Source organism: Kaistella gelatinilytica (assembly GCF_015679325.1).
In the GTDB taxonomy this organism is placed as follows: domain Bacteria; phylum Bacteroidota; class Bacteroidia; order Flavobacteriales; family Weeksellaceae; genus Kaistella; species Kaistella gelatinilytica.
Window position 1 is genome coordinate 693,685 of sequence record NZ_JADPVI010000002.1, and the last position, 15,665, is coordinate 709,349.

The 15,665-nt window shown below is 35.8% G+C and carries 24 protein-coding genes and 1 tRNA gene; 10 read left to right on the forward strand and 15 right to left on the reverse strand.

The annotated features are described in order from the left end of the window. The first annotated feature begins 28 nt into the window (after positions 1-28). From IV494_RS10260 to IV494_RS10270, 3 genes are read left to right on the forward strand one after another with little or no spacing between them, the layout of a single operon-like run. Complete coding sequence (locus tag IV494_RS10260; protein ID WP_039350903.1) at positions 29-781, forward strand: MlaE family ABC transporter permease; 753 nt, start codon at positions 29-31, stop codon at positions 779-781. Continuing rightward, positions 781-1,599, forward strand: a complete 819-nt coding sequence (locus IV494_RS10265; protein ID WP_196080045.1) for an ABC transporter ATP-binding protein — start codon at positions 781-783, stop codon at positions 1,597-1,599. Before IV494_RS10260 ends, IV494_RS10265 begins: the two co-directional genes overlap by 1 nt. Then, on the forward strand, positions 1,583-2,221 hold the full coding sequence (locus IV494_RS10270; protein ID WP_196080046.1) for an outer membrane beta-barrel protein: 639 nt from the start codon (positions 1,583-1,585) through the stop codon (positions 2,219-2,221). The genes IV494_RS10265 and IV494_RS10270 overlap by 17 nt, the downstream gene beginning before the upstream one ends. A gap of 35 nt (positions 2,222-2,256) precedes the next feature. On the opposite strand, the gene IV494_RS10275 is transcribed toward IV494_RS10270, so the two are convergent. Together IV494_RS10275 and IV494_RS10280 are read right to left on the reverse strand one after the other, a co-directional pair. Then, positions 2,257-2,580, reverse strand: a complete 324-nt coding sequence (locus tag IV494_RS10275; protein ID WP_196080047.1) for a hypothetical protein — start codon at positions 2,578-2,580, stop codon at positions 2,257-2,259. A 74-nt stretch (positions 2,581-2,654) separates the two neighbouring features. Next, a complete protein-coding gene (locus IV494_RS10280; RefSeq protein ID WP_196080048.1) occupies positions 2,655-3,464 on the reverse strand; it encodes a M48 family metallopeptidase in 810 nt (269 codons plus the stop codon). A 103-nt stretch (positions 3,465-3,567) separates the two neighbouring features. Here IV494_RS10280 and IV494_RS10285 point away from each other — a divergent pair, with 103 nt between their 5' ends. Further along, positions 3,568-4,101, forward strand: a complete 534-nt coding sequence (locus IV494_RS10285) for a DUF4251 domain-containing protein (protein ID WP_196080049.1) — start codon at positions 3,568-3,570, stop codon at positions 4,099-4,101. Here the strand turns inward: IV494_RS10285 and meaB are convergent, their stop codons facing one another. Beyond that, positions 4,102-5,085, reverse strand: a complete 984-nt coding sequence (meaB, locus tag IV494_RS10290) for a methylmalonyl Co-A mutase-associated GTPase MeaB (RefSeq protein WP_196080050.1) — start codon at positions 5,083-5,085, stop codon at positions 4,102-4,104. Between the two features lie 171 nt (positions 5,086-5,256). On the opposite strand from meaB, the gene IV494_RS10295 reads away from it, so the two are divergent. The 4 genes from IV494_RS10295 to IV494_RS10310 all read left to right on the forward strand — a co-directional run bounded on the left by IV494_RS10295 (position 5,257) and on the right by IV494_RS10310 (position 7,119). Then, a complete protein-coding gene (locus tag IV494_RS10295; RefSeq protein ID WP_230380069.1) occupies positions 5,257-5,586 on the forward strand; it encodes a cytochrome C in 330 nt (109 codons plus the stop codon). A 13-nt stretch (positions 5,587-5,599) separates the two neighbouring features. Continuing rightward, complete coding sequence (locus tag IV494_RS10300; RefSeq protein ID WP_196080051.1) at positions 5,600-5,944, forward strand: tRNA-binding protein; 345 nt, start codon at positions 5,600-5,602, stop codon at positions 5,942-5,944. A gap of 57 nt (positions 5,945-6,001) precedes the next feature. Continuing rightward, complete coding sequence (locus IV494_RS10305; RefSeq protein WP_196080052.1) at positions 6,002-6,697, forward strand: 3'-5' exonuclease; 696 nt, start codon at positions 6,002-6,004, stop codon at positions 6,695-6,697. Between the two features lie 95 nt (positions 6,698-6,792). Continuing rightward, the gene (locus tag IV494_RS10310) at positions 6,793-7,119 is read left to right on the forward strand and encodes an SUF system Fe-S cluster assembly protein (protein ID WP_196080053.1); all 327 of its coding nucleotides are present in this window, start codon (positions 6,793-6,795) and stop codon (positions 7,117-7,119) included. 46 nt (positions 7,120-7,165) lie between these two features. On the opposite strand, the gene IV494_RS10315 is transcribed toward IV494_RS10310, so the two are convergent. Together IV494_RS10315 and IV494_RS10320 are read right to left on the reverse strand one after the other, a co-directional pair. After that, a complete protein-coding gene (locus IV494_RS10315; protein ID WP_196080054.1) occupies positions 7,166-7,567 on the reverse strand; it encodes an OsmC family protein in 402 nt (133 codons plus the stop codon). A gap of 147 nt (positions 7,568-7,714) precedes the next feature. Next, entirely contained in the window at positions 7,715-8,563 is an 849-nt protein-coding gene (locus tag IV494_RS10320; protein WP_196080055.1) for a beta/alpha barrel domain-containing protein, read from the reverse strand. A gap of 173 nt (positions 8,564-8,736) precedes the next feature. Here IV494_RS10320 and pepT point away from each other — a divergent pair, with 173 nt between their 5' ends. After that, positions 8,737-9,996: a peptidase T gene (gene pepT, locus IV494_RS10325; protein ID WP_196080056.1), complete on the forward strand. Its 1,260-nt coding sequence runs from the start codon at positions 8,737-8,739 to the stop codon at positions 9,994-9,996. A 182-nt stretch (positions 9,997-10,178) separates the two neighbouring features. On the opposite strand, the gene IV494_RS10330 is transcribed toward pepT, so the two are convergent. The 3 genes from IV494_RS10330 to IV494_RS10340 all read right to left on the reverse strand — a co-directional run bounded on the left by IV494_RS10330 (position 10,179) and on the right by IV494_RS10340 (position 12,217). Next, positions 10,179-10,252: transfer RNA gene (locus IV494_RS10330), tRNA-Asn, on the reverse strand. Between the two features lie 74 nt (positions 10,253-10,326). Continuing rightward, on the reverse strand, positions 10,327-11,664 hold the full coding sequence (gene rseP / locus IV494_RS10335) for an RIP metalloprotease RseP (RefSeq protein ID WP_196080057.1): 1,338 nt from the start codon (positions 11,662-11,664) through the stop codon (positions 10,327-10,329). Between the two features lie 109 nt (positions 11,665-11,773). Beyond that, positions 11,774-12,217, reverse strand: a complete 444-nt coding sequence (locus IV494_RS10340; RefSeq protein ID WP_196080058.1) for a DUF6646 family protein — start codon at positions 12,215-12,217, stop codon at positions 11,774-11,776. Positions 12,218-12,333: 116 nt separating this feature from the next. Here IV494_RS10340 and IV494_RS10345 point away from each other — a divergent pair, with 116 nt between their 5' ends. Then, positions 12,334-13,095 carry an amidohydrolase gene (locus tag IV494_RS10345; RefSeq protein ID WP_196080059.1) on the forward strand — a complete coding sequence of 254 codons (762 nt, stop codon included), beginning with the start codon at positions 12,334-12,336 and terminating at the stop codon, positions 13,093-13,095. 3 nt (positions 13,096-13,098) lie between these two features. Here IV494_RS10345 and IV494_RS10350 read toward each other — a convergent pair whose 3' ends face one another. Genes IV494_RS10350 through IV494_RS10380 form a run of 7 tightly spaced genes read right to left on the reverse strand, consistent with a single transcriptional unit; the run spans position 13,099 to position 15,665 of the window. Continuing rightward, positions 13,099-13,404 carry a thioredoxin family protein gene (locus tag IV494_RS10350; protein WP_196080060.1) on the reverse strand — a complete coding sequence of 102 codons (306 nt, stop codon included), beginning with the start codon at positions 13,402-13,404 and terminating at the stop codon, positions 13,099-13,101. 39 nt (positions 13,405-13,443) lie between these two features. Continuing rightward, a complete protein-coding gene (locus IV494_RS10355; protein WP_196080061.1) occupies positions 13,444-13,653 on the reverse strand; it encodes a hypothetical protein in 210 nt (69 codons plus the stop codon). After that, positions 13,650-13,961, reverse strand: coding sequence for a rhodanese-like domain-containing protein (locus tag IV494_RS10360; RefSeq protein WP_196080062.1), 312 nt, complete (start codon positions 13,959-13,961; stop codon positions 13,650-13,652). The genes IV494_RS10355 and IV494_RS10360 overlap by 4 nt, the downstream gene beginning before the upstream one ends. Beyond that, entirely contained in the window at positions 13,954-14,163 is a 210-nt protein-coding gene (locus IV494_RS10365) for a DUF6132 family protein (RefSeq protein WP_230380070.1), read from the reverse strand. Before IV494_RS10365 ends, IV494_RS10360 begins: the two co-directional genes overlap by 8 nt. Positions 14,164-14,174: 11 nt before the next feature. Next, positions 14,175-14,999, reverse strand: a complete 825-nt coding sequence (locus IV494_RS14750; RefSeq protein ID WP_196080064.1) for a YgaP-like transmembrane domain — start codon at positions 14,997-14,999, stop codon at positions 14,175-14,177. After that, complete coding sequence (locus IV494_RS10375; RefSeq protein WP_196080065.1) at positions 14,999-15,295, reverse strand: cupin domain-containing protein; 297 nt, start codon at positions 15,293-15,295, stop codon at positions 14,999-15,001. The genes IV494_RS14750 and IV494_RS10375 overlap by 1 nt, the downstream gene beginning before the upstream one ends. Positions 15,296-15,299: 4 nt before the next feature. Next, a complete protein-coding gene (locus tag IV494_RS10380) occupies positions 15,300-15,665 on the reverse strand; it encodes a rhodanese-like domain-containing protein (protein WP_196080066.1) in 366 nt (121 codons plus the stop codon).

Consider the following 15,665-nt stretch of genomic DNA (forward strand, 5'->3'; position numbering starts at 1 on the left):
AAAAAAATAAAAACACTAATTTAGCAGAATGTTAAAAAGATTTTTGAGTGAGATAGGAGCATACTTCCTTTTATTATCTAAAACTTTAAAAAGACCGCAGAAAGCCGCAATATTTGGCAAACTTTTTATGCGCGAGGTTTACGATTTAGGGGTTAATTCTTTTGGATTAGTACTTTTTACTTCCACGTTTGTGGGTGCAGTTGTGGCGATTCAAATGTTTAATAATTTCAGTGCTTCCTCTTTTCCAGTTCCTAATTCATTCGTGGGTTATGCAACCAAAGTGGTATTGATCCTGGAATTTGCGCCGACAATTATTTCAGTAGTTCTTGCGGGTAAAGTAGGATCTTATATCGCATCGAGTATTGGCACAATGAGGGTTACAGAACAAATAGATGCTCTGGATATTATGGGTGTTAATTCTCCAAATTTTTTGATCCTTCCCAAAATTTTAGCCAGCATCATTTTTAATCCTTTACTCATCGCGATCAGTATCGTTTTCGGAATTTGGGGTGGTTATCTTGCCGGAATTGCGACAGGAAGCTGGAGCAAAGCTGATTATATTACTGGAGTTCAAATGTATATGCCGCAACATTTTATTTGGTACGCTTTTCTTAAAACTGCAGTTTTTGCATTTTTAATTGCGACCATTCCGGCTTATTTTGGATACAATGTTAAAGGTGGTTCCCTGGAAGTTGGCCGTGCAAGTACACAGGCAGTAGTTTGGACGATCGTGTCGATCATTATCATGAACTTAATATTAACTCAAATGTTCCTAAGCTAATGATAGAAATTAAAGATCTTAAGAAAAGTTTTGATACCATGGAAGTTCTGAAAGGAATTACCACCACATTTGAAACCGGAAAAGTAAACCTCATCATCGGACAAAGTGGTTCGGGAAAAACTGTTTTTCTGAAAAGTTTGCTCAATGTTTATCAGCCAACTTCAGGAGAAATATTATTTGACGGTAGAGACATCAATAAAATGGGTCGCGATGACAAGCAACAGCTGAGGTCAGAAATCGGCACCGTCTTTCAGGGCAGTGCACTTTTCGACTCGATGACCGTCGAGGAAAATATTACTTTTCCGCTGGATATGTTTACGAATTTAACTTTTAGAGAAAAGAAAAGACGGGCATTTGAAGTTATTGGCCGCGTTCATTTAGAAAAAGCCAACCGGAAATATCCTTCAGAAATTTCGGGCGGAATGCAAAAAAGGGTTGCGATCGCGAGAGCGATCGTGAATAATCCAAAATATTTATTTTGCGATGAGCCTAATTCAGGACTCGATCCGTATACTTCTAATATTATTGATGATCTACTATTAGAGATCACCAAGGAATACAATACGACAACGATTATCAACTCCCATGATATGAACTCTGTGATGACCATCGGTGAAAAAATAATTTATTTGCGCGATGGGATTAAAGAATGGGAAGGTGACAAAGATATCCTCATCAATGCAGGCAATAAAAACCTCATCGATTTCGTTTATTCATCAGAGTTATTTAAGGAATTACGGGAATATTTTCTGGAAACCAACAAGACATCTATTGACAACATTATAACAAAACCCCCATCAAATGAAGAAAATTCTTAGTATAGTTTTACTTTCCAGCGCAGTTTGTGCTTCTGCTCAACTTTCTTTTGCTGCAAAAGCAAATGTCTTGATCCCTACAAGTTCAGCAACCTGGCAAAATTTAAAAACTGCTGCTTCGACTGCATTTACGGAGAGTGGAAAAAACATTATTGGTTTCAACGCAGGTTTGTCGATGAAAGTAAATTTGCCAACCTCATTTTACGTAATGCCGGAAATTTATTACACCAATTTCAGCAACGAAGTTACAGTCGCAAATGATGTAAACGCTCAGTCAACAACCATCAAAGCGAAAACAAGCCGAATTGATATCCCTGTTTTGCTGGGTTATAATCTTTTAGGTAATACTTTGAGTGCTTATGTTGGACCTGTTGCCAGTTTTAATCTTGCGAAAGACGAAAATTATGACAGTTTCTCTCAAAAAGTGAATGCCAAAGAATTTTCAGTAGGTTACCAAATCGGAGTACAGAGCGAGATCTCAAAATTGATTCTTTCTGCAAAATACGAAGGAGCTTTCTCCAGCGATCAGAGAAAATTCATTAATACTGTTGCAGGATCAAGTCAGGAAATAAATTATGATAACAGATCAAGTGTTTTCATGTTAGGTTTGGGTTACAAATTCTAAAATAAAAATTACTTTAAATAAAAAAATCCTCAGAATTAATAGTTCTGAGGATTTTGATTTTCGTCTGGTACATAAGTTACAGTTTGTTGCCTTGCCAATTCTGCAGCCTGCTTTTCCAGATCTTCTTTTTCTTTTCTAAGTTGTTTCAGTTCTTGTTTTTTTTGCTCGTTGCGAACAGCAGATCCTTTACTTGCATAACCCACAATTCCACCTATAATTAATCCAATACCAATTCCTGCGAGAATTCCCATTAAGGTCATGGGTTCAAAAAGCTTTACTGCGGAAAACTGAGGCTGTAGATAATACAGGAGAAATGCCAATCCTAAAAGTAGAAAACCTATAAATATTAAATTTTTCATAGTTGTATAATTAAAAAAACCTTCCCAAATTTAAGAATTTTTTAGGAAGGTTGATGTTTTTATATTGAATTGGTCTATACTTTACCGCCTGATGCTTTGTAATACTGTAAAGCTTTTGCCATATGCGAATCTAAATCTGCTCTTCTGGTATCAGGATTTGGGTGGGTAGAAAGAAATTCCGGTTGTCTGTTTCCAGTGGAAGCCGCTTCCATTCTTTGCCAGAAAGGTTGAGCCTCTCTTGGGTCGTAACCCGCCATTGACATTAAATAAAGTCCCATTTCATCTGCTTCAAGCTCTTGACTTCTGCCATATTTCAATAATGCAACCTGCGCTCCAATCGGATAAACTTGTTGGAAAATTGCCGCCATTTGTCCGTTTGAAATTGTACTTCCTAAAATTGCTCCACCATATTGTGCGATCATTGATTGAGAAATTCTTTCGTTACCATGCCCTGCAAGTGCGTGAGAGATCTCGTGACCCAAAACTACTGCTAAACCCGCATCAGTTTTCGTAATAGGCAAAATACCGCTGTAAACTGCAACTTTTCCGCCCGGCATACACCACGCATTTATTTGCTTATCGTCGATAAGATTAAATTCCCATTTGTAATCTGCTAAATCTCCTTCTCTTCCAATATTTTTGTAATAGTTGTTGGCTGCGTTCTTAATTCTCATCCCAACATTTTGAATACTTCTCGCGGCAGTAGTGCCGGTAATTACTTTAGATTGAGACAAAGTCTGTCTGTATTGCTGTAGTGCCATTGCAGAAATTTCCTGATTGTTGGCGAGCTGTAAAGATTGTCGTCCTGTTATTGGATTGGTCGTACAAGTGATCATCGTGAAAGATAATGCACAAGCTCCTAATAGTTGAGTAAATGTTTTCATATTTGTAGTATTACAATTTTGGTTCCGAAATCAATTTTTATTCCAAATAAAAAACAACTTCATCCGATAGCACAATTATTGCAGCGGTTATGGGAAAAAGAAGATGAAAAATTTACATAAAATACTGATGATGGGATTAGTGATGATTCTCACGAATTCCTGTGATACTCAAAGCAATATGAGTTCTGAAAAAGTAACTTCATTACTACAGTCTACCGAATTTACTTTTTTGGCCGAACATGCAAATCCTACGAGTTACGAGGTGGTCAACGTACTGAATTCGCTTCCGAACTCAAGTTCTTCTAATATTCTGAATTTAGAGTACGGTTACACCGTGGAGATTAAAAAAGACGAAATAAAAGTTGACTTGCCTTATTTTGGAAAAATGTACACGCCGAATTTTGACAGTGAAAAGAATTCGTTCCGCTTCACGTCAAAAGATTTTAAGATCAATAAAACCGCCGGAAAAAAAGGAAGTTTAATCTATTCGATCCAACCAAAAGATCAGCAGAACATTAATAATATCATATTGGAAGTTTATAAAAACGGCAAAGCTTATCTTTCAATCCGCGCAAATGACCGACAGTCAATTTCTTATGACGGTTATATCATGGCAAATAAGACTGTTAAAAAATAATTACTTTTTCAATAACTTTTCGACAAATATTTTCGCTTCCGAACTTGGATTTGATTTCAGTTCGGAAGCATTTTTTTTGTGCAATTCATAAAAACTTTCTACAGATTTTTCTTCTTTTGTTTTTTGAATAATATATTCCTGAACCCAATAATCAAAGCGTTTCTCTGCCTGAGATTGCCGCACTTTTTCAAAAGTATTATTCTTTAATTTTAAAGAAATAAATTCCTCTACCTTTAGATAAACTTCCTCCAAACCAATATTTTTTAAAGCAGAACCTAGCAAAACCGGAACTTTCCAATTCTTTTCCTTTGAAGGTAAAAAATGAAGCGCCCGCAGTAATTCTACTTTGGTATTTTTTGCTTTAATGGTATTTTCTTCCTCGACTTTATTAATGAAAATCACATCGACCATTTCCATAATTCCGCGTTTAATTCCCTGAAGTTCGTCTCCACCACCGATAATTTTCAAAAACAAAAAAACATCTGTAATATCAGAAACCAAAACTTCGCTCTGTCCTACTCCCACGGTTTCAATCAAAATGCTGTCATAACCAGCCGCTTCACAGATCATCATCGTCTCGAAAGTCGTATTCGCGACACCACCCAAAAACCCTGAAGTTGGTGAAGGCCGAATAAATGCGTTCTCTTCTTTCGAAAGTTCTTCCATTCTGGTTTTATCGCCCAATATTGAACCTTTGTTCAGAGAAGAACTCGGGTCGATCGCCAAAACTGCGACCTTCTTACCTTTGCTGATAAGGAGTTTTCCGAAATTTTCAATAAAAGTCGATTTTCCGGCACCCGGAACTCCAGTAATTCCTATTCGAATAGACTTTCCAGTCAAAGGCATTATCTCTTTTAATAATTCTTCGGCTTGAGTGCGATGTTCAGGCTTTTTACTTTCAACTAAAGTGATGGCTTTACCAATCAAGCGTTTATTACCCGATTTAATTCCGTTTATCAATTCTTTAGTAGAAAGATTTTCCATGAACTCAAAAATACAAATGTTTTTCTTAAATCAATTCAATTCATCAATATCAATTCAGTTTTTACTTTTTTTTTGGCCGAGATTTCATCTCTAAATTTTAAATATCGCAGAGACAAAAACTTTTATAAGCAGAAATTTGTTTATTTTTGAATGAAATAAAATATAAAATTAATGAATTCTAAATTTCTTTATACTGACAAAAACACCTCAATACTAAGCAAAACATCAATTTTCTCCGCAATCGCCGTTGTAGGAATTTTAGCTTCCTGTACTCCACAACCAGCCGTTGTAAAAGGTTCAAAAATGAATACGGTTGAAACACTTGCTCTGGGAAAAACAGTTTATGAAAACTCCTGCGCAAAATGCCACGACTTACCAAATCCGACCGATCATTCCGCACAGGACTGGGTTGGACTTATGAATTCAATGGCGCCAAAAGCAAAATTGAATGACCAACAACATGAAATGGTGTACGATTATATCGTTTCTGTGAAGAAATAAATTTTATTTTCAAATGACTATCAAACCGGAAATATCCTGGCTGGATTTCGAAAAAATCGATATGAGAAGCGGAACGATCATTTCCGTTTCAGATTTCCCGGAAGCCAGAAAGCCGTCCTATCAATTAGAAATCGACTTCGGAGTTTTGGGCATTAAAAAATCATCAGCTCAGATCACAGATCTCTATCAAAAAGAAGAACTTTTAGGAAAGCAAATTGTAGCCGTCGTCAACTTTCCGAAAAAACAAATCGCTAATTTTATGAGTGAATGTTTAATTCTTGGAATTTACGGAGAGAACAAAGAAGTTACCCTTTTAAGTCCCACCATTGCAGTGGAAAACGGTTTTCAAGTTGGTTAATTTTGATCATAAATTTTTAAAATTGTAGGTTCGTTTATAAAATTAAATTCAAAAATCATGTTACAAACAATTCCAATTGAAAAAGTTTTATTTCTGGATATCGAAACCGTTCCTCAAGTTGGGAATTGGGAAGCATTAGATGAATCGACGCAAAAGCTTTGGGATAAGAAAACGCGTTTGCAACGGAAAGATGATTTCACTGCTGAAGAATTTTATACCGAACGAGGAGGAATTATGGCAGAATTCGGCAAGATCATCTGCATCTCTGTTGGGATCATGGAAAAAAATGAAAAGATAATGATCAAGAGTTTTTATGGGGACGATGAAAAAAAACTTTTAGAGGAATTTGGAGAAATTTTTAACCGACCAAAACTTCGCGATGTGATTCTTTGCGCACACAATGGAAAGGAATTCGATTTTCCCTGGATCGCGCGGCGATTTTTAATTAATGGAATGCATCCACCAAAACCTTTTCAGCTATTTGGTAAAAAACCCTGGGAAATTCAACACCTCGATACGATGGAATTGTGGAAATTCGGTGATTACAAATCTTATGTTTCGTTAGAATTACTGGCTCATGTTTTTGGGATTCCCACGCCGAAAGATGATATCGACGGCTCAATGGTAGCATCGATTTACTATATAGAAAAAGACTTATTTAGAATTGTTACATATTGTGAAAAAGATGTCTTAACTTTGGCAAACGTTTTTCGGCGCATGCGTCAGGAAGATATAATACTAAAAAGCGACTAGAAAATTTGATTTCGCTTTAAAAATTTAAACGATAAAACTGCTGAGAATTTGGCGAATATCAGAATTTTTAAGATGAAAATCTCCAATATTTAATTATGGCATACACAGACGAACAAATTGCTGATATCGGCGAAAATATTATAACCTCTTTAAAAACAGTTTACGATCCCGAAATTCCTGTTGACATCTATGAGCTTGGCCTCATCTACGATGTACAGATCTCTGATGAAGGTGCGGTGAAAGTAATAATGACTTTGACGACCCCAAATTGTCCCGTAGCAGAAAGTTTACCCGCGGAAGTTCGCGAAAAAGTTTCCGAAACGGAAGGTGTAAAAGAAGTCGATCTGGAACTCACCTTTGAACCCTCCTGGAACAAGGACATGATGAGCGAAGAAGCCCGTTTTGAATTAGGAATGTTCTAAAAAAAATGCCGCTTAATTGCGGCATTTTTAATTATAATAACTTTTATCACTCAAATTCAAACATTACCGTTTTCTGAATGTCTGGATGTATTGATAAAGCGACTGGACAATTCAGGGCAGTTTCCTCAATAAATTTCTTTTCTTCATCGGTAAATTTTCCAGGGATTCGCACGATACAAAATATAGTCCCGATTCTTTTTGGTTCCGGATGCGTTGATTTTTTTAATTCACAGGTTGCACCCGTAATATCGATCCCTTTATGCTTCCCTAAAACAGCAACCGCCATCAACATTGACTGGCCATAAGAAATTCCGAAAATATCGGATGGCGAGAAAAGTTCAGATGTTCCACCTTCGCGCAATGGCGCACAGGTAATAATTTCTGCACCGGATTTTTCATGTTGTGAAACAATTTTAAAATCTCCTAAGTAAGTAATTGTTGATGTCATAGTTATGTGTTTATTTAATGTTAAAGATAACGATTAAAATCAACAACTTAACATGACTTTAAGTGTATGAAAAACACCGAAGATTTTGCTGAAGGAAGAATAATGCAGGTTAAGTTTCTCACTTGTATAAATCCAGATTTCTCTTTCTTAAAAATGAAAAATATCTTTTGCACGATTATAAGAACTTTCGAAATTCAATAGGTTCAGAGAATGTTCGATCTTTTCTAGAGCCATAAAATTGATCACCTGTTCTGTAGGCATATTTCCCACCAGATCATCTTTCGCCATGGGACAACCGCCAATTCCTTTGATCGCGGAATCGAATCTGCGACAACCGTTATCATAGGCTGCTTTCAGTTTCTTGTAAGAATCTTCGTATCGGTTATGAAAGTGTGCTCCAAAATCAATATTTGGATATTTAGAAGGAATTTTATCAAATAGAAGTTCAATTTGTTTTAAGGTTCCAGTTCCCGTCGTGTCAGAAAGCAGTATATTCTTAACGCCGATTTCATCAAATCTTTTTGCCCAGAAATCAACATCTTCCCACTTCCACATTTCCCCATATGGATTACCGAATGCCATTGAAAAATATACATTCAAAACTCTGCCGTCGGTTTTTAACAGTTCGTTAATTTTCTGAATGTCGGAAAATGCTTCTTCCTGGCTTTTATTCGTATTCCGGTGTTGAAAAGTTTCTGAAATCGAAAACGGAAATCCTAAAATATCAACTTGATCATGTTTCAAAGCTTTCTCAGCGCCGCGATAATTGGCAACGATGACCGATAATTTTGTGTTAGAAATTCCTTTGTCAATTTCATCAAGGACCTGTCCTGAATCTGACATCTGAGGAATTGATTTTGGCGAGACAAAGCTGCCACAGTCAAGAACATCAAAACCAACTGCCATCAATGAATTAATGTAATCAATTTTCTGGGTGGTGGGAATAAATTCTCCCCATCCTTGCATCGCATCTCGTGAACATTCAGTTAAAAACATTTTAATTTTGGCTTTTTCAAATATAACAAAACTTTAAAAAAAATTAGAAAATAATTAAATAATTGACAGTCATTATTTTAAGAAATAATTACTGATCAATGTCTGAAAAATATTTACGGAATCGTTGCCTTATCCTCAACGTAAACTTTTAACTTTGTTGAAAATACTACTTTATGATTACCATAGATTTTAATCTTGACTGGAAACTAAAATTACAAAATCGCTTTCTAACTTACGTGAAAATTTATTCTACTAGTGATCCTGAAAGCGAAACGACACCCTCAACACCGCAACAGTGGGATATTGCAAAATATCTTTTCGAAGAATTAAAAACGCTGGGTTTAAGTGATGTTTCGATGGATGAAAACGGATATATCTATGCTTATGTTCCTTCCAATTTAGAAAATGACAATGAACCGGTTGTTGGATTTATTTCGCATTACGACACTTCTCCTGATTTTAATGGTAAAGATGTAAACCCTCAAATCTGGGACGATTATGATGGAAAAGACTTGGTGTTGAATGCTAAAACTGGATTTACGCTTTCTCCTTCAAAATTTGAAACTTTAAAAGATTATATCGGAAAAACATTAATTACAACCGACGGAACGAGTTTATTAGGAGCTGATGATAAAGCGGGAGTTGCAGAAATTGTAACGGCTGCAGAATTTCTACTGGCGAATCCCGATATCAAACATGGCAGAATTGCAATCGGATTTACTCCAGATGAAGAAATAGGAAGAGGCGCTCACAAATTCGATGTGAAAAAATTCGGTGCAGAATGGGCCTATACAATGGATGGAAGCGAAGTTGGCGAACTGGAATATGAAAATTTCAACGCAGCCGGAGCGGTTGTGCAAATACATGGTTTAAGCGTACATCCCGGTTATGCTTATGGAAAAATGGTGAATGCGAGTTTACTGGCTGCAGAATTCATCAAAATGCTGCCGGAAAACGAAACTCCCTCTACAACAAAGGGATTTGAAGGATTTTATCATTTGACCGATTTAAAATCTGATGTTTCAGAAGCGAAGATCCAATACATCATTCGTGATCACGATAATGAAAAATTTGAAAATCGAAAAAAATTCATCACTGATAAAGTGACAGAATTTAATAAAAAATTCGGTGAAGGAACCGCTGAGATTGAGATTAAAGAACAGTATCGCAATATGAAGCAGCAATTTGAAGGTAAAATGCATATTGTTGATATTGCAGAGCAAGCTTTGAAAGACGCCAATATTGAGCCTAAAATCAAAGCGATCCGCGGTGGAACTGATGGTGCACAGCTTTCTTATATGGGATTACCTTGTCCGAACATTTTTGCGGGTGGAATAAATTTCCATGGACCGTATGAATATGTTTGTTTAGAATCAATGGAGAAAGCAGTGAAGGTGATCATCAATATTGCGAAAGCAGTGAAGAAAAGATAAATCAAAAAATATTTTATTTAAAACCATCTCTTTAATTAGTGGTGGTTTTTTTTACGATTCACCGCTATTAATACCAGATAATTTTCTAATTGACTGACTTTCAAAAGGGAGCAATTTAGCTAAAAAATAAAACCTCAGAATTATAAACACAAAAAAACCACCACATTTCTGTGATGGTTTTGCTCCTCTTCTTGGGCTCGAACCAAGGACCCTCTGATTAACAGTCAGATGCTCTAACCAACTGAGCTAAAGAGGAGTGTTGCTCTTTGCGCTAAGCGTCTGCAAATATAAAAACTTTTTTAGTTTTGCCAAAACTTTTATGAGAAAATTTTAAAATTTTCCCGTAATCCATTTCAGGATGTCATTTCCGAAGATCAGGACCATTAATCCTAACAAAAATATAACGCCGATCATTTGTGCATTTTCCAGAACTTTTTGCGGCACAGGTTTTCCTGTAATCATTTCCCAAAGTGTGAAAACAACGTGTCCACCGTCTAATCCCGGAATCGGAATTAAATTAAGGAAAGCCAACCATACCGAAAACATCGCCGTGAAACTCCAGAAAAACTCCCAGTTGATTTCTTTTGGCATTTGCTTGATAATTCCAATTGGTCCCGAAACTTTCTTATAACCTTGCGTTTTGGTGTTGAAAACAATTTTAAATTGTTTGATCTGCATTGTTAAAACATCAACAGTTCTCGTTAATCCTCTTGGGATTGCTCCTAAAAATGAATATTGCTTCGTTACCTCTGTTTTTTCAAACTCTTTTTGCGCTACTGCAGTATTTGGGGAAAATCCTACTTTGCCTTTATCATCAACTTTAACGTCGACTTTTTCAGGCATGTTATTTCTTTCAATATCGAAAACGACATTTTGATTTTTCTGTTGAGAAAGTTCAGTTCCCAATTCATCGAAATACTGAATTTTCTTTCCGTTTATTCCTACGATCTTATCGCCTTTCAACAAACCTGCAGCTTTTGCAGTGCCGGTTGGAACAAGACTGTCAATAACCACCGGAAAACGCGGACTGAAATACAGCTTGGCTTCATTTTCAGCCAGAACCGCAGCAACGCCGTCTTCATTTACAGGAAAAGTAATTTCGTTGCCTCCTCTAAGAACCGTTACCTGATTGGCAAAAAGCATATTAATGGTAGAAGTTTCCATTCTCTCTGCGGGTTTCCCGTCAATCTTCAGAATTTTATCTCCGCTTTGAAGTCCCATTTTCCTGCCTGCTTCAGAAACTGCAATTCCATTTTCAAATTTAGCAAGGTCGTGGTAAGTTTCCCCTTTAAAATAACTTAGAGAAGAATAGATCAACCAAGCTAAAAAGAAGTTTACGGTAACACCACCCATCATGATGATCAATCGTTGCCAAGCTGGTTTACTACGGAATTCCCACGGTTGGGCAGGCTGTTTTAATTGCTCAGTATCCATACTTTCGTCAACCATTCCGGCGATTTTTACATATCCGCCGAAAGGCAACCACCCAATTCCATATTCGGTATCACCAATTTTCTTTTTTGCAATTGAAAACCATGGATCGAAGAAGAGATAAAATTTCTCAACCTTTGTTTTGAAGAGTTTAGCGGGTATGAAATGCCCCAGTTCGTGCAGAATTACAAGGATAGAGATGCTCAATATAAATTGAAATAACTGTATTAATGTCATTGAAAATGTTTAAATTATTTAAGATTTGCGAAGATACAAATTATCAAAAGCTTGTCAAATAAAAAAGGCTCTCAAAATGAGAACCTTCTGTCTTATATTTTGTAAAGTCTTACAAATTGAATGAAACACCAACGCTTCCGTTGTTACCTGCTTCAAGATAAATACCAATATTGTTGTTGAAGAAATATCTTACCCCTACGTGAGCACCGAAATAAGTTCCGCTTTTACCCAGAATACCTAAATCAACACCTGGATAAATATCCCATTTTGAAGGAAGTCCTAATGGATCCTGTAAGTGAAAATTTAATCTACCGAATATTCCAAAGTTGTCATTTTCATATTTAGAATCGTTGTGTGCGAAATAAAAATTCGCTCCTGCACCAATCGAAATAATTTTAGACAAACCATAGTCATAAGTTCCTGTAATACCAGTTCCGTAACCCCAACCATTGAAACCAACCTGTATTTTTTGATCTCCTTTTCCTTGCCAAGCTTGCGCGAATGCCATTTGTCCAAAAAGGAACATTGCACATACTACCAGTAGTTTTTTCATAACTTTAAATTAAATTTTTAATAGGTTTATGCTAATCAAAAATAGTACCAAATTTCATATAAAAGTCACGTTTTAAAATAATATTTTGTACATTTAATCGAAGTTATAGAAGAATCATGAATAACAATTTGAAGGTAAGCGGATTAAATTTTGAAATCGCCTGGAAAGATAAAGCAGAAAATTTCAAGAAAATTGAGCAATCATTACAGAATACACGATCTGACCTGTTTATTCTGCCAGAAATGTTTACGACCGGATTTTATATGAAGCCCGAAGAAATTGCAGATCGAAATTACGAAACACTGGAATGGATGATAGGTTTTGCAAAAAAATCCACCACTGCAATTTGCGGAAGTGCTTCTGTATATGAAAATAATAAATTCTATAACCGCTTTTACTTTGTACTTCCGGATGGAAAACACTATCAATACGACAAAAGACACTTATTTTCTTTTACGGGAGAAGACCATAAATTTTCCGCAGGAACAGAAAGGGTTATTGTGAACTACAAAGGTTGGCGCATTTTATTGCAAGTTTGTTACGATCTGCGTTTCCCGGTTTTTACAAGAAATAACGATGATTATGACGCTGTTTTATATGTGGCAAACTGGCCGGAAAAAAGAATTGATGCCTGGAATACTTTATTAAAAGCTCGTGCAATCGAAAATCAAGCCTACGTTTTCGGACTTAACAGGGTTGGAATCGACGGTAATAACCTGAGTTATCCTGAAAGTTCTTATTGCTTTTTTGCTGATGGAAGTATTGTCTCAGAAGTTAAAAACGATATTGTTTCAGCAGAATTCAATGTTGAAAAACTGAAGCACTTTCGGGAAACTTTTCAATTTTTGAATGACAGAGATTCTTTTGAAATCAAATAAATCTTAAGATTTAGAAAAATCCTGCAATAGATTGGTTAAAGTATTCACATCATGAACGCCACTTTCTTTCCAAAGCAATTCGCTATTTTTAAATACGATTAAAGTTGGAACTCCGCGAACTCCGTATTCTGCGGCGATTGCTGGATATTGATCGATATCAATCTTGATAATTCTTGCCAGATCACCAATATTTTCTTTCACAGTATTCAAAACAGAAGACTGCACTTTGCATGGACCACACCACGTTGCAAAAAAATCAACTAAAACAGGTCGTTCAGAATTAATGAGTTCTTGAAATTTTTGAGACATACTATTAAATTTTTGAATTAAAATTATATAACTAAAAAATTAGTTTTGAGTTTTGACATCCTCTTTAGAAAATGGAACTTCGCAATTTCCGGTAGCGCAACCAAATCTGAAAACAGCCATTGAAATAAAATAAAGTCCAAATGGAATCATCCACCAAGATCGGTCGTTAACTGCAACCAATACAAAGAAAACCCCACCAATTAAGTAAAGTACTCTTCTTATATTCCAGTATTTTAACAAGGTATTCATTTGTTTAATTTATTTTGAAGTGCACTCCAACCGCCGCCATTATAAGCTTCGAAACCATTTTGCTTGAGCATCGATTTTGCCGAAGCACTTCTCATTCCACTTACACAACAGGTAATTACAGGTTTCTTTAAATCTAATTTTTTCATCTCCGCTGCAAGATTTTGCAAAGGAATATTTTTGGAATTTTTAATACTTCCATTACTGAATTCACTCGGCGTTCGAACATCGATAATTTGCGCGCCGTTTTTCATCAGTTCTTTATAATCAACTGAATTATTCGAGAAAATATTTTTAATAAAATCAAACATCTTGTATTGTTTTTTTAGATTTTTGAAACATTGAGAAAACCAAATATCCCATCACCATTCCATAAATTGAAGAATTGAGAGGTTTTGAAGTAATTGCACACGTCCCAGATTCGCAACCGATAAAATGATAGTAAGCGTAACCTAAAATTCCGCCCAAAAAAATACCGAAAATCCCTAACTGGTGTTTTTTAAAAAACTGCATCATCATAAAATTTAATTTTTCTTACACGTATTCATTCCCAATAAGCGATAAAGCGGACAAAAACCTATAAAACTTGTTAAAGCAAAAACTACGGCTACCACAACAAGAACGATTCCGAATACCCCTGAAATGTAATGGATGTAAAATAGATAAGCGATAATTGCTGCAATTAGTAATCGTATAATGCGGTCGAAACTTCCCATATTTGCTTTCATCTTATTTTTTTTGAGGTTAATGAAGATCTCACTTCCTTTTCTTGCTTCGATACTATTATAACATTCTTCCATTTTCTGAATTTCAAAATATTTCTTAAAAATAAATTGATATTCTGGAATACTTCCACCAAAAGGCGGACCTTTCTTTTCAAAATTTCTGTTGAACATGACGCCGATAATTCTTCCATTCTCATTGAGAAGTTCGTGCATTTTAGATGCATATTGATTCCTCAGCAAAGTCGGGATCGCACAGAAAAAAGTCTGTTCAATAACTAGCTCATAATTCCCTTCATGCTGAAAGAAGTCTTCGCAAATCACAGAAATTCCTACTTTGTCTTTGTACTTATTTTCTAAAATTTCTACCGCATTTGGCGCAATATCTAGAACTGTAATATTTCTAAAACCAAGATTCCATAAAAACTCGGCTTCATAACCATTTCCACATCCGGGAATCAAAATTTTCGCTTCCTTATTTGGATATTGTAAAATATACTCCTCGATTGCAGGAGAAGAGTAACCAATGTCCCAACCGGTTTCCTTTTTCTGCCACTGATTGTCCCAATAATTTTGATCGAGATTGGTTTGGCAGGAAACGGTTCCGCAAGAAAGCTCCTCTTTCATTACAATTCCTGTGCTACTGAAAATAAATTTTCCTCGGAAACTCCTACGACTTCATGCTCTACGTTTACGGGAATTTCGTAAACATCGAATTGTTTCATATTGATGGTTTCACCCTGAATCAGAAAATTAATTTCTCCCTTTAAAACAACCAATGTTGCTGGAACGGGAGCAGTATGTTTTTTCAACATCGCATCTTTTCCTAATGCAACGGCGAAATATTTAATTTTATCACTTTTTTTAATGGAAAACACATTCGCCTTTTCAGTGCTGAATGTGATATTTTCTACTATATTCATTGTACTATTTTTCGTTTTGTATTGCTTCTACATTGTTGAGCGTTTTGCCGAAATAGACATTTTCAACGCCGTTTTTCTTTAGAATATCTAAAGCCTGTTGTGCCTGAATTCCTCGGTTACAGAAGAGAACTACTTTTTTCTGCTTTTTGAAAAAATCGATATTGTCTTCGATTTTTGCTAAAGGAATATTCACCGCGCCTTTCGCTGTTTTTTCATTGAACTGTTCTGGAATTCTAACATCAACAATCGTTGTTTCCGGATCGTTTACAATTTCTTTCAAGTTTGCAGGATTCGTCGTTGCTACAGGAACTTTTGCCGCGCAAGAGAACAACAATATTGCAGCGATTCCCAGATTTAAAAAATATTTCAA